Annotated in this window: 13 protein-coding genes; 9 read left to right on the forward strand and 4 right to left on the reverse strand. The window is 68.7% G+C overall.

Annotation, left to right across the window (positions count from 1 at the left end; genetic code table 11):
* The first annotated feature begins 159 nt into the window (after positions 1–159).
* A complete protein-coding gene (locus tag GPY60_RS00805; protein WP_156685657.1) occupies positions 160–924 on the forward strand; it encodes an alpha/beta hydrolase family protein in 765 nt (254 codons plus the stop codon).
* Here GPY60_RS00805 and GPY60_RS00810 read toward each other — a convergent pair.
* Complete coding sequence (locus GPY60_RS00810) at positions 921–1,799, reverse strand: 3-hydroxyacyl-CoA dehydrogenase family protein (protein ID WP_156685658.1); 879 nt, start codon at positions 1,797–1,799, stop codon at positions 921–923. The two genes, GPY60_RS00805 and GPY60_RS00810, sit on opposite strands and share 4 nt — an antisense overlap.
* Positions 1,800–1,928: 129 nt before the next feature.
* On the opposite strand from GPY60_RS00810, the gene GPY60_RS00815 reads away from it, so the two are divergent.
* Positions 1,929–3,272 carry a PE domain-containing protein gene (locus tag GPY60_RS00815; protein ID WP_156685659.1) on the forward strand — a complete coding sequence of 448 codons (1,344 nt, stop codon included), beginning with the start codon at positions 1,929–1,931 and terminating at the stop codon, positions 3,270–3,272.
* Between the two features lie 4 nt (positions 3,273–3,276).
* Here GPY60_RS00815 and GPY60_RS00820 read toward each other — a convergent pair whose 3' ends face one another.
* Positions 3,277–4,047, reverse strand: coding sequence for an SOS response-associated peptidase (locus tag GPY60_RS00820; RefSeq protein WP_156685660.1), 771 nt, complete (start codon positions 4,045–4,047; stop codon positions 3,277–3,279).
* Between the two features lie 44 nt (positions 4,048–4,091).
* On the opposite strand from GPY60_RS00820, the gene aroA reads away from it, so the two are divergent.
* Both aroA and rsgA read left to right on the forward strand, forming a co-directional pair.
* On the forward strand, positions 4,092–5,360 hold the full coding sequence (gene aroA, locus GPY60_RS00825) for a 3-phosphoshikimate 1-carboxyvinyltransferase (RefSeq protein WP_197283488.1): 1,269 nt from the start codon (positions 4,092–4,094) through the stop codon (positions 5,358–5,360).
* A complete protein-coding gene (gene rsgA, locus GPY60_RS00830) occupies positions 5,357–6,340 on the forward strand; it encodes a ribosome small subunit-dependent GTPase A (RefSeq protein ID WP_156685661.1) in 984 nt (327 codons plus the stop codon). Before aroA ends, rsgA begins: the two co-directional genes overlap by 4 nt.
* A gap of 71 nt (positions 6,341–6,411) precedes the next feature.
* Here the strand turns inward: rsgA and GPY60_RS00835 are convergent, their stop codons facing one another.
* Entirely contained in the window at positions 6,412–6,885 is a 474-nt protein-coding gene (locus tag GPY60_RS00835; protein ID WP_156685662.1) for a winged helix-turn-helix transcriptional regulator, read from the reverse strand.
* Positions 6,886–6,973: 88 nt separating this feature from the next.
* Here GPY60_RS00835 and GPY60_RS00840 point away from each other — a divergent pair, with 88 nt between their 5' ends.
* From GPY60_RS00840 to GPY60_RS00860, 5 genes are all read left to right on the forward strand, one after another.
* Positions 6,974–8,149, forward strand: a complete 1,176-nt coding sequence (locus GPY60_RS00840) for a thiolase family protein (RefSeq protein ID WP_156685663.1) — start codon at positions 6,974–6,976, stop codon at positions 8,147–8,149.
* Positions 8,150–8,171: 22 nt separating this feature from the next.
* Entirely contained in the window at positions 8,172–9,050 is an 879-nt protein-coding gene (locus GPY60_RS00845; RefSeq protein WP_197283489.1) for an NAD(P)H-binding protein, read from the forward strand.
* On the forward strand, positions 9,043–9,543 hold the full coding sequence (locus GPY60_RS00850; protein ID WP_156685665.1) for a DUF302 domain-containing protein: 501 nt from the start codon (positions 9,043–9,045) through the stop codon (positions 9,541–9,543). Before GPY60_RS00845 ends, GPY60_RS00850 begins: the two co-directional genes overlap by 8 nt.
* A gap of 218 nt (positions 9,544–9,761) precedes the next feature.
* Positions 9,762–10,262 carry a nitroreductase/quinone reductase family protein gene (locus tag GPY60_RS00855; protein WP_156685666.1) on the forward strand — a complete coding sequence of 167 codons (501 nt, stop codon included), beginning with the start codon at positions 9,762–9,764 and terminating at the stop codon, positions 10,260–10,262.
* A gap of 37 nt (positions 10,263–10,299) precedes the next feature.
* Positions 10,300–11,541 carry an FAD-dependent oxidoreductase gene (locus GPY60_RS00860; RefSeq protein WP_156685667.1) on the forward strand — a complete coding sequence of 414 codons (1,242 nt, stop codon included), beginning with the start codon at positions 10,300–10,302 and terminating at the stop codon, positions 11,539–11,541.
* A 128-nt stretch (positions 11,542–11,669) separates the two neighbouring features.
* Here GPY60_RS00860 and GPY60_RS00865 read toward each other — a convergent pair whose 3' ends face one another.
* Positions 11,670–12,959 carry a fatty acid desaturase family protein gene (locus GPY60_RS00865; RefSeq protein ID WP_156685668.1) on the reverse strand — a complete coding sequence of 430 codons (1,290 nt, stop codon included), beginning with the start codon at positions 12,957–12,959 and terminating at the stop codon, positions 11,670–11,672.
* Positions 12,960–13,007 lie beyond the last annotated feature (48 nt).

Genomic DNA, 13,007 nt, shown 5'->3' on the forward strand with positions numbered 1-13,007 from the left:
TCGCCGCAAAGAAAATGGCTTTAGCGACACAATTCGGTATACGCAAACCCAATGGCGAACCATTTTCCCGCCCGGTCCGTCGTCGCCGCCGGGACCTGCCGACGCTCGTGCTCGGTGACTGACGCGAATCCCGCTGTCGGTCGTCGATAGGTTTGACCGATGGCCGAACGCGTCACGTTCCGGAGCTGCACGGGTCCCGACCTTGCCGGGGTTCTCGACGTCCCCGAGGGGCCGGCGCGCGGCTGGGGCGTTTTCGCGCACGGCTTCACCCTCGGCAAGGACTCGCCCGCGGCGGCACGGATCTGCAAGCAGCTGGCGTCGGACGGCATCGGCATGCTGCGCTTCGACGCGCTCGGTCTCGGCGGGTCCGACGGCGACTGGGGCGACGGTTCGTTCACCGTCAAGGTCGACGACATCGTCAGGGCAGGCGAGTTCATGGCCGAACGCGGGACGCCCGCCGACATCCTGGTCGGGCACTCGTGGGGCGGCGCGGCCGTGCTCGCGGCGGCGGGACGGGTGCCCGGCGTGCGGTCGGTGGTCACCGTGGCGGCCCCCGTCGACCCGCGGCACGTCGAAAAGCATTACGACGCAGTGGTCGACCGCGCGCTGTCCGAGGGCGAGGCCGAGTGGATGGTCGGCGGGCGCACCCTCACGCTCAAGCGGGCGTTCGTCGAGGACGTCCGCCGGGCTCACCTGAAGGCCAGAATCAAGGACCTGCGGCTGCCGCTGCTCATCCTGCACTCGCCCACCGACAACACCGTCGGCATCGAGAACGCGAGCGAGATCTTCCGCCTGGCCCGCCACCCTCGCAGCTTCGTCTCCCTCGAAGGCTCCGACCACCTGCTCACGGCCCGCGGCCAGGCCCGCCGGGCGGGCCGGATCATCGGCGCCTGGGCCGACGCCTACCTCGAGGACGGCGGCTAAACGCCCCTCTGGTACGTATAGAAACCCTCGCCGGTTTTGATGCCGAGTTTGCCCGCGTCGACATAGGACTGCAGCAACTCCCGCACGTGCCCGGGGAGGTGCGGGAACTCCTGGGCATAGTGGTTCTCGATGTCGAGCACGACGTCCAGGCCCACCGCGTCCATCATCTGGAACGGGCCGGCGGCCACCCCGAGGTTCACCTTGAACATGCCGTCGACGTCCTCGGGCCGGGCCACCCCCTCGGCGACCACCGCCAGCGACTCCCGTTTGATGGCCGCCCAGATGCGGTTGAAGATGAAGCCGGTCGACTCCCGGCGCGCCTCGAACGGGTGGACGCCGAACTCCGGCAGGACGGCCAGCAGCGTGGCGAGCAGCCCGCGGTCGGTCTCCCCGTCCGACATCAGGTCGACGCCGTTGACGTCGGGCGGCATGTAGAAGTGCATGTTGCACAGACGCGTCCTGTCGCGCACGCCTGCGGCCATCAGGCGCGACGGGTACGACGACGAGTTCGTGGCGAAGATGGTGTCCGCGGGTGCCGCCCGGTCGATCCGCTCCCACAGCGGGATCTTGATGTCCAGCCTCTCCGGAACGGATTCGACGGCGAGCCACGCGCCGTCCAGCGCCTCGTCGAGCGAACTGGTGCCCGACACTTCGCCGACGTCGCCGAACCCCCTGCGCTGCACCACGTTCGGAAGCGTGTCCGTCACATACCGGGTCGCCTCGTCGAGTTGTTCGGCACGCCGGGCATAGATCCGAACCCGGCCGCCGCGGCTGGCGAACATGACCGCGATGCGGCGCCCCAGCGTGCCCGCCCCGATCACGGTTACGGGGCGGTCACGGATGTCGTCGAAAGTGTGGGAATACGAGTCGGTCACACCCGCATGGTAAGCGCGCCGATTCACCGGCGATTCACCCGATGAAAACGCCCGCGCCGCCAACCCCGTTGGCCTAGTGTTTGGCTGCCACTGAACCAGTGGCGATGCGCGATAGCCCGGGGGTCGCCGATGTCGTTCGTGAACGTGGTGCCGGAATTCCTCGAAACCGCCGCCTCCGACGCGGCCCGGATCGGGTCGGCGGTGCAGGCCGGCCACCTGGCCGCGCTGCTCCCGACGACCAACGTGACCGCGGCGGCCGCCGACGAGGTGTCGGCGGCCATCGCGGCGGTGTTCTCCACGCACGCCCAGCAGTACCAGCAGGCCGCCGCGCAGGCGTCGACCTATTACGAGCAGTTCGTGCAGAACCTGGGCGCGGCCGCCGCGTCGTACACCGGCGCCGAGGCGGCCATCGCGGCGTCGTTGCAGTCGTTCACCGATGATCCGGCCCGCGCGGTGGGCGAAGCCTGGGTCGGCAGCCCCTTGGGGCGGGTGCTCGACCCCATCATCAACGCGCCCGCCGAGGTGCTTCTCGGGCGCGACCTCATCGGCGACAGCTCGGCGGTATCGGCGCCCGCCAAGTCGATCGTCATCGACTTCGTGCGCCACGGCCAGTCGGTGGGCAACGCGGTCGGGCTGATGGACACCGCCGTGCCGGGCACGGCGCTCACCCCGCTCGGCGTGCAACAAGCGCAGACCATCGCGGCCGTTCTCGGAAACCCGAACCAATATGCCGGGGTCTTCGCGTCGCAGCTGCTCAGGACGCAGCAGACCGCCGGATACCTGACGAACGCGTTCACGGTGTTGCCGGGTCTCAACGAGATCGACGCCGGCGTCTTCAGCAGCCTCCCCATGATTCCGGCGGGAATCCTCTACCTGCCCGCGCCGCTGTTGTGGACGCTCGGCTTGCCGATCGCACCGATGCTGATCCCGGGTTCGGCGCACTTCAACGGGGTGGTGTTCGACCGCGGCTTCACCAGCGCGCTGCAGACGATGTACTCCCAGGCCATGGCCAACCCGGTCGTCGCGGGCAACGGCCAGATCACCGACGTCGCCTACGCGAGCGAATTCTCCATCGAGGTGGGCACGCTGATGAACGTCAACAACCCCGACCCCCTGCTGATGCTCACCCACCCGCTGCCCAACACCGGTGTCGTCGTGGTGCAGGGCAACCCGCAGAACGGCTGGACGATGACCAGCTGGGACGGGGTGCCCGTCCCGCCGGCGAACCTGCCGACCGAGTTGTTCGTCGACGTGCGCAACCTCATCACCGCCCCGCAGTTCGCCGCCTACGACGGGTGGCAGGCCCTGCTGACCGGCGACCCGGTGACGATCGTCAACTCGTTCGGCGACGGCGCGAACCAGGTCGCCAACGCCGCCCTCAACTTCCCCGGGGCGGTCACCCACGACGTCGTCGGCGCTCTCGGCGGAGCCACCGGCTCGTCGAACCCCATCATCGACGTCGCGAAACTGTAGGCACCTACAGCAGCCGGGCCTGCTCCGGCTCGGGCTCGGCCGGCTCGATCAGCTCGGGCCCGTTGTTGCGCACGTTGTTCACCAGCGTCGACACCTCGCGCATCCGGATCGGATACACGTCGGGTGGCCGGGACAACAGTTCCTCGTCGATCGGCGCGTCGGGCTCCAGCCAGCGGTCCCACTCGTCCTCGGGTATCGCCAGCGGCATCCGGTGGTGGATCTCGCCCAGCGGGCCGGGAGCATCGGTGGTGATGATCGTGCAGCTCAGCAGCGGGGGCCCGTCCTCGGCCTGCCCCTTCGGGCGCCACACCGACCACAGCCCCGCCATGAACAGCGGCTCACCGTCCTCGCGGTACATGAAGAACGGCGTCTTGCGGGACTTCTTGCCGGCGCCCGCGTCGTTGACCCGCCATTCGTAGTAGCCGTCCATCGGGATCAGGCAGCGCTTCGACTTGGCGCTCGACCGGAACGCGGGTGAAGTGGTGACCTTGTCGGCGCGGGCGTTGATCAGCATCGGCCCCTTGGTCTCGGGTCTGCCGTCCGCATCGGCCTTCGCCCACGGCGGGACCAGGCCCCAGCGCATGAGCCGCACCCGCCGCGTCGGCTCGTCGTCGGGCTCGGAATGCCGGCTGACCACAGTCGCGATCGTCGTCGTCGGCGCGACGTTGTAGTTGGGCGTCGCGCCGTCCGTACCGGAGCCCGTCGCCTCGTCGATGGCCTTGATCTTCTGGGCCAGCAGGGCGGGGTCGGTCGTGACCGCGAACCTTCCGCACATGACTCCATGGTGGCAGAGCCCGGCGACACGCAATGATGGACCACGTGACCACCTGGGCGGCCCCACATGCAGCGGCACCCGTGCACGCCACCGTGACCGTCCCGGGCTCCAAGTCGCAGACCAACCGAGCGCTCGTGCTGGCGGCGCTTGGGCGTGGCACGTCCACCGTCAGCGGGGCGCTGCGCAGCCGGGACACCGACCTGATGATCGGGGCGCTGCGCACCCTGGGCCTGCGCGTCGACGGGGACGGGCCCGAGCTGACCGTCAGCGGCCACATCGCGCCCGCACCGCACGCGCGGGTGGACTGCGGCCTGGCCGGCACGGTTCTGCGTTTCGTTCCGCCGCTGGCGGCGCTCGCCGACGCCACGGTGGAGTTCGACGGCGACGAGCAGGCGAGGGCGCGACCGATCGCGCCGCTGCTCGACGCGCTGCGCGGGCTGGGGGTACAAATCGACGGCGACGGCCTGCCGTTCCGTGTGCAGGGCGGCGGGTCGGTCGCCGGGGGCACCGTGGCGATCGACGCCTCGGCGTCGTCGCAATTCGTGTCGGGGTTGTTGCTGTGCGCGGCGTCGTTCACCGACGGCCTGACCGTGCGGCACACCGGCCCGGCGCTGCCCTCGGCGCCGCACATCGCGATGACCGTCGAGATGCTGCGACAGGCCGGCGTCGACGTGGACGACTCGGTGCCGGCCCGGTGGACCGTGCGCGCCGGGGCGGTCGCGGCCCGGCACTGGGAGATCGAACCCGACCTGACCAACGCCGTCCCGTTCTTGGCGGCCGCCGTGGTGACCGGCGGGGCGGTGCGCATCACCGGCTGGCCGGCGCGCAGCGTGCAGCCCGCCGGCAACATCCTGGCGGTGCTGGGAAAACTGAATGCCTTTGTTGCCCAGACGGATTCGTTCCTCGAGGCGCGAGGGTCCGGCGACTACGCCGGCTTCGACGTCGACCTGCGCGACGTCGGCGAGCTCACGCCTTCGGTGGCGGCGCTCGCTGCGCTGGCCGGCCCGGGTTCGGTGTCGCGGCTGTCCGGCATCGCGCACCTGCGGGGCCACGAGACCGACCGGCTCGCCGCGCTGAGCACCGAGATCAACCGCCTGGGCGGCGACTGCGCCGAGACGCCCGACGGCCTCGTGATCACCGCGAGGCCGCTGCATGCCGGCGTCTGGCGCGCGTACGCCGACCACCGGATGGCGATGGCCGGGGCGATCGTCGGGCTGCGGGTTCCCGGGGTCGAAGTCGACGACATCGGCGCCACCACCAAGACGCTGCCCGACTTTCCGCGGCTGTGGGCGCGCATGCTGGAGGCCGCTTGAGGCCTGGCGACTACGACGAGTCCGACGTCAGGATCCGCTCCGGGCGCGGTTCGCGCCCGCGGACCAAGACCCGACCCGAGCACGCCGACGCCGAGGCCGCGATGGTCGTCAGCGTGGACCGTGGCCGCTGGGGCTGCGTGCTGGGCGGCGATCCCGGCCACCGGGTCACGGCCATGCGGGCCCGCGAGCTGGGCCGCACGCCGATCGTCGTCGGCGACGACGTCGACCTGGTCGGCGACCTCTCCGGGCGGCCGGACACCCTGGCGCGCATCGTTCGGCGCGGTGAGCGACGAACGGTGTTGCGCCGCACGGCCGATGACACCGACCCGACCGAGCGGGTGGTGGTGGCCAACGCCGACCAACTGCTGATGGTGGTGGCGCTGGCCGATCCGCCGCCGCGCACCGGCCTCGTCGACCGGGCGCTGATCGCCGCCTACGCCGGCGGGCTCTACCCCATCCTGTGCCTGACGAAAACCGATCTTGCGCCACCCGAGCCGTTCGCCGCACAGTTCGTCGACCTGGACCTGACGGTGGTCGCCGCCGGCCGTGATGATCCCCTGCTGGCGGTCGCCGACCTGCTGGCCGGCACGATCACCGTCCTGCTGGGACATTCGGGGGTCGGCAAGTCGACGCTGGTCAATCGCCTTGTGCCCGAGGCGGATCGGGCCGTCGGGGAGGTCACCGACATCGGCCGCGGCCGGCATACCTCCACGCAATCGGTGGCGTTACCGCTGGCCAACGGCGGCTGGGTGATCGACACGCCCGGCATCCGCTCGTTCGGCCTGGCCCACATCGAGCCCGACGACGTGCTGCGGGCGTTCTCGGACCTGGCCGAGGCGATCGAGGACTGCCCGCGGGGCTGCGGGCACATGGGACCGCCGGCCGACCCCGAATGCGCGCTCGACGCGCTAACCGGGCCCGCCGCGCGGCGGGTCGCGGCGGCCCGGCGGCTGCTGGCGGCGCTGCGCGAGCAGCCCTGAATTCCGGTGCCCAGCGTGCGTGTTTGTACGCCGACACGCCGTGCGTCGCGTACATTTGCGCACGCTCGCGGTCAGGACGACTTGGCGAGCCGCATGCCCAGCTCGTCGGGCGGAACGAGGTGCCCTTCTTTGCAACGGATTTCGACGCTCACCTCGGCGCCACACCCCTCGTGGGTCAGCCGCAGCCTGTTGCGGCCCGGCAGGTGGCGCCGCCCCCACTCGAACAGCGCCCACACCACCGGCATGAAGTCGATGCCGGCCTCGGTGAGCACGTACTCGTCGCGGCTGCGCTGGCCGGGCTCGCGATAGGGCCGGCGGGCCAGCAGGCCGAGGTCCACGAGCTCGGCGAGACGCGCCGACGTGGCGGCCTTCGTGATGCCGACGCGGCGCGCGAAGTCGTCGAACCGGGTGGTGCCGTAGTAGGCCTCGCGCATGATCAGCATCGCGGATTTGGTGCCCACCACGGACATGGTCTTCTCGATCGCGCACTCCCCGACCGCCGACCAGGCGTCGCGGTCGGCGAGTGGGCCCTGCAGCAGTGTCATGCACATCACCTCCCGATCTAGGTTGCTTTCAGCATACCTAGGTGTTATAGCTGGGTATACAAGGAAATACTCAGCTCAAGGAGGAGCCATGACTCGCGACGCCGTCATCGTAGGGGCCGTCCGCACGCCGATCGGCAAGGGCAAGGCCAACGGCGCGCTACACGATGTGCTGCCCGCCGACCTGCTGGCGCACAGCCTGCGCGAAGTGGTGGCGCGCACCGGCGTCGACCCCGCGGAGATCGACGACGTGATCGCCGGGGCCGTCACGCAGGCGGGCGATCAGGCCGTCAACATCGCGCGTAACGCGTTGCTGGGGGCCGGTTTTCCCGAGTCGGTTCCCGGGACCACCGTCGACCGGCAGTGTGGCAGCAGCCAGCAGGCGATCAGCTTCGCCGCCCAGGGCGTGCTCGCCGGCGCCTACGACATCGTGATCGCGGCCGGGGTGGAGTCGATGGGCCGCGTCCCGATGGGCACCTCGGTGCTGCCGGGCAGCAACCCGTTCGGCGAGGACATGACGCGCCGCTACCCCGACGGCCTGGTGCCGCAGGGCATCAGCGCCGAGTTGATCGCCGCCAAGTGGGGCTTCTCGCGGGCCCAGCTCGACGAGTTCTCCGCGGCCAGCCACGAGAAGGCTGCGCGCGCCACCAAGGACGGGCTCTTCGACAACGAGCTCATCCCGATCGCGGGGCTCGCCACCGACGAGTTCATCCGCCCCGGCACCACGGTCGAGACGCTGGCCGGGCTGCGGCCCGCCTTCTACAGCGAGGCGATGGAAAAGCGTTTCCCGCAGATCAATTGGTCGATCACCGCCGGGAATTCCTCGCCGCTGTCCGACGGCAGCGCCGCGGTGCTGATCACCAGCGGCGAGGCCGCCGAGCGGCTGGGACTGCGCCCGCTGGCCCGCATCCACACCGCCACCGTCGTCGGCTCCGATCCGCTCTACATGCTGACCGGGGTGATCTCGGCCACCGAGAAGGTGCTGCGCCGTGCGGGGCTGACGCTGGCCGACATCGACCTGTTCGAGGTCAACGAGGCGTTCGCGCCCGTCGTGCTGGCGTGGGCGCATGACACCGGTGCCGACCTGGCCAAGACCAACGTCAACGGGGGCGCGATCGCGATCGGCCACCCGCTGGGCGCCAGCGGCGCGCGGATCATGACCACCCTGGTCAACGCCCTGGAGCAGCGCGGTGCACGGTACGGCCTGCAGACGATGTGCGAGGGCGGCGGCATGGCCAACGCCACCATCATCGAGCGGCTCGGCTGAGCCGGCCATGACAAGAACCCTGGTGACCACCGCCAACGGCGATACCGGCCGCCCGATGGTCGATTACTTGCTCGACCGCGGGCTGCCGGTCACGGCGATGGTTCGGCAGGATGACGATCGCGCCCAACGTCTTCGCGATGCCGGCGCCGACGTTGTGGTCGGAGACCAGCTGAATCTCCGCGATGTGCGCGCGGCACTCGACGGGGCGCGGCGCGCCTACTTCAATTTCCCGGTAGGTGACGGACTCGTGGAGGCGGCGGTGATGTTCGCCCAGGCGGCCAGGGAGCAAAGCCTTGAGCTGATCGTGAACATGAGCCACATTCAGTCGCGACCGCGGGCGCGGAGCAAGGCAACGCAGAACCACTGGCTCTCCGAGCAGGTATTCGACTGGTCGGGCATTCCGACGACCAATCTGCGGGTCACGTTCTTCATGGAATGGCTGACTTACATCGCGGGGTTGATCCGCGGCGGCCGCTATGTCATGCCCTATGACGCCGACAGTCGCTTCGCTCCGATCGCCGCACGCGATATTGCGCTGACCGCGGCCACCATCTTGAGCAATCCGGATGGACACGCCGGCCGCACGTACACCTTGACCGGACCGGTCGAGTACAGCCATCAAGAGTTGGCCGCCGAGGTCGGCCGCGTCCTCGGTCGGGAACTTCCGTTCGAAAGTGTCAGCGCAGCAGAGTTTTTGGATCTCATCGGGATTCCTGACGACACTGCCAAGCTGAGGCACTTCGAAGCAGTGGCGATCGACCAACGGGAGGGGCGCCTGGCCGGCGTCAGTGATGCGGCGCTCACGATCACCGGCCGCCCGCTCGCCACGGTCGATGACTTCGTCAACGACCACCGCTCGATGTTCGAACGCAACCACGACAGACAGGCCGAACATGTCTGAGCACACTGAAACTCGCTTCGACGGCGTCCGGGTGCGCTATCCCAGCACCAAGGGTTTCGACGAACTGGTCTCCGCGCTACTGGCCGATATCGGCGAGAAACCGGTACCGATCAACGAGATCGCCCAGACGCATGACGACTGGGAATCGTATCGGCAGGAAGTCGAGAAATATGTCGGCCCAAGCGGGTTCATGTTGTTCGCACTGCTCGATCACGGCGCCTGGATCACCAAGGCCGGCATCGACCGCAAGGTGATGCGCGTGATCCTGGGCAATCCCTTGATCGCCATCACGATGCTGCGCCACGACGTGAGCGCCGGCCTGTTCGCCCCGGTCGAGCTGCTCGTGGCCGACGAAGGAACCGGCAGCAGCCTGACCTATGTCAGGCCGTCGTCGCTGATGGTGGTCGAGCCGAACGCCGAGTTGCTCGGCGCGGCAACGCAGCTCGACGTGAAGCTGGCGGCGTTGGCCGAAAAGGTGACCGCCGCCTCCTGAACGGCGCGACCAAGCCCGACTGCAGTGCCGCAAACCGACTCGTGGCGCTTGGTGAACGTCGTGCGCAGAGCCCCGTCATTGCGGGCCGGCATGAGTCCAGCCAACAGACCCATTCTCCGGGCCGCGCTGGGCCATGCCATCCAAAGGGTGTTGGATGAGCGCATGGTGGCCTGAACCGTAGTCAGCCTTTTTCGCCCCGTTCACGTGAGGAAACCACTATGAGCGACGCCGACGCCGCATCGATCCGAGCGACGCGCAGCGAGTGGATCACCGAGCACCTCGAGACCTATCTGACTTCTGGCGGCGTGCGCGGCCACATCATGGACGTGAGTGCCGTCGGCGGCCGTGTGCTGACCACCCACTGCTTGATCAAGTGTGTGGGCCGCAAATCGGGGAAGAGCTATGTCAGGCCGTTGATCTACGGCAACGTCGGCGGCGAGATCGTGATCGTCGCTTCCAAGGGGGGCGCCGACACGCATCCGGAGTGGTACTTGAACGTCTTGGCAAGCAACACGATCGGCGTCCAGATCGCGACCCAGGCGTTCGAGGCCACCTGGCGGGAACCCGAAGGCGAGGAGCGCCATCAGGTGTGGGCCTACATGACTCACCTCTATCCGCCGTACCTCGCATATCAGCAGTCGACGAGCCGTCAGATTCCGCTGGTGATGTTGGCGACCGGACGAGCGATCGACGTTTTCTCCGCGGAAGACCAGCGGTAGCCGTCAACGGCGAGCCCTTTCAAGGAAGCGAGTTGCCATGCCCCCCATCGAGTCCACCACCTGCGCGATCGCGGGCGGCGGTCCCGCGGGAATGATCCTCGGGCTGTTGCTGGCCCGAGCCGGCGTCGAGGTCACCGTCTTCGAGAAGCACGACGACTTCCTTCGCGACTTTCGTGGCGACACAGTGCATCCCGTCACCCTGCGCCTGCTCGACGAACTGGGGCTATTCGGTCGCTTCGACGCCCTGCCGCACAGCAAGTTCGAAAAGACCGAATTCGACGTCAATGGGCGGCTTGTCACTTTCGTCGACTTCCGCCGCCTGCACCAACCCCATCCCTACATCGCCCTGGTGCCCCAGTGGGACCTCCTCGACCTGCTCGCCGAGGCCGGCAAGAGCGAACCCACGTTCAGCTTGCGGATGCATACCGAGGTCACCGGATTGCTGCGCGACGGCGACACCATCACCGGTGTGCGCTATCGGGGGCCCGACGGACCGGGTGAGCTGCGCGCCGACCTCACCGTGGGCTGCGACGGGCGCACATCGACCGTGCGTCGCGAAGCCGGATTGAGCACCCGTGAGTACCCGGTGCCGTTCGATGTCGGGTGGTTTCGGCTCGACCGCAAGGCCGAAGGGAAGTTTCAACTCACGCCGCGCAGTTCGCCGCATTTGACTCTGTTGCTGATACCTCGCGAGGGCTACTTCCAAGCCGGCTGCTTCCTGCCCAAAGGCGGCGAGCAGCAGCTCCACGCGCGTGGGTTCGACAACTTCCGCGCCCAGGTGGCCGAACTGGTCCCCGAAGCCTCCGTGCAGAACCTCCGGTCGTGGGACGACGTCAAAGTCCTCGACGTCCGGGTGAACCGGCTCCGCCGGTGGTACAGCAGGGGACTGCTGTGTATCGGCGACGCCGCCCATGCGATGTCCCCGGCCGGCGGCGTCGGGATCAACCTCGCGATCGCCGACGCCGTGGCCACCGCGCGAATCCTGGCCGACCCCCTGTTGCACCACCGGCTCACCACACGGGACCTGGCCGCGGTCCAGCGACGCCGCTACCTCCCCGCGGCCGTGACGCAGACCGCACAGCAGGTCGCGGCGCGACTTCTCATCCCCGTCGTCCTGCGGGGCGAGGTCAAGGCGCCGCCACCCGTGATCGCCAACGCTGTCGCAAGGCTTTTCGGGTGGGTGCCCTCGCTGGCGGTCATTCCCGCGTACGCCGTCGGCGTCGGATTACGCCCGGAGCATGCGCCGCACTTCGCGCGTCGGGAAGAAGCCAAAAGCTGACGCCGGCCTTCGTCGAACGTGCACTGGTGGCGAGAAAACACGAAAAATCCCGCCGCGAGTTCACGCTCGGCGCGGGGGCCGGGCCGCCGCGGTCGCGCGGCACGACACCATCGAGCTCCCGAGCGACGCTAGGCCGCGAGGTCCTCCCGGGCCACGCGCTCGGCCTGCCGCTTGGCGCGCCGGTCGCGGCGCCAGCCCCGCACGGTGGCAATGGCCGTCTTGAGCCCGCGCCGCCGCCCGGTCTCGGGGTCGGTGCCCGCGAAGCCCGGTTCCAGGGCGTCGAACATCCGCTCGCTGCGGGTCTCGGGCGCGTCGTCGGCGTCGTCGCGCAGGTAGGAGTTGGGCAGCGACAACTTGGCCAGCGTGCGCCAGGTCTTCGCGTACTGCAGCAGGAAAGAGCCTGTGGTGTAAGGCAAGTCGTACTTGTCGCAGATTTCACGGACCCGGACGGCAATCTCCGCATATCGGTTGCTCGGCAGGTCCGGGAACAGGTGGTGCTCGATCTGGTGGCAGAGGTTGCCGCTCATGAACCGCAGCACGGGCCCGGCCTCGAAATTCGCGCTGCCCAGCATCTGACGCAGGTACCACTGGCCCTTCGTCTCGCCGATCATGTCGGTCTTGGTGAACTTCTCGGCGCCGTCGGGGAAGTGGCCGCAGAAGATGACGGCGTTGGCCCAGACGTTGCGGATGATGTTCGCCGTCGCGTTGGCCGTCAACGTCGACCGGTAGGAAGCGCCGGGCGACAACGAGGTCAGCGCGGGGAACGCCACGTAGTCCTTGACCACCTGCCGGCCGGCCTTGGCCAGGAACTCGTCGATCCGCTGCCGGGCGTCCTCGTGGTCCATCCGCTTCTTGGCGATCTTGCCGAGTTCGACGTGCTGCAGGCCGACCCCCCATTCGAAGAGGAGCGAGAGCAGCGTGTTGTAGACGAGGTTGAAGATGTTGAAGCGCTTCCAGCGCTGGTCGCGGGTGACGCGCAGCAGGCCGTAGCCGACATCGTCGTCCATGCCGAGGATGTTGGTGTACTTGTGGTGCACGAAGTTGTGCGTGTACCGCCAGTGCTTGGACGACCCGCTCATGTCCCATTCCCACGTCGTGGAGTGGATCTCAGGGTCGTTCATCCAGTCCCACTGGCCGTGCATGACGTTGTGGCCGATCTCCATGTTCTCGACGATCTTGGCCACGCCCAACGTCACGGCACCGGCCCACCAGGCGGAGCGGCGCGAGCTGGCGGCCAGCGTGAGTCGGGCCGCCACCTCCAGCGCGCGCTGGGCGGCGATGGTGCGGCGGATGTAGCGGGCGTCGCTTTCCCCGCGGGAGTCCTCGATGTCCTGGCGGATGGCGTCGAGCTCGTCGGCCAGGCTTTCGATGTCGGTGTCGGTCAAATGGGCGAATACGTCGATGTCGGTGATCGCCATCGTCTTAGCTTCCCCTGCCGTCGTTGCGTGGTGTAGTACCTACGTTAT

Source organism: Mycobacterium sp. Marseille-P9652 (assembly GCF_902652685.1).
Classification (GTDB): Bacteria; Actinomycetota; Actinomycetes; order Mycobacteriales; family Mycobacteriaceae; genus Mycobacterium.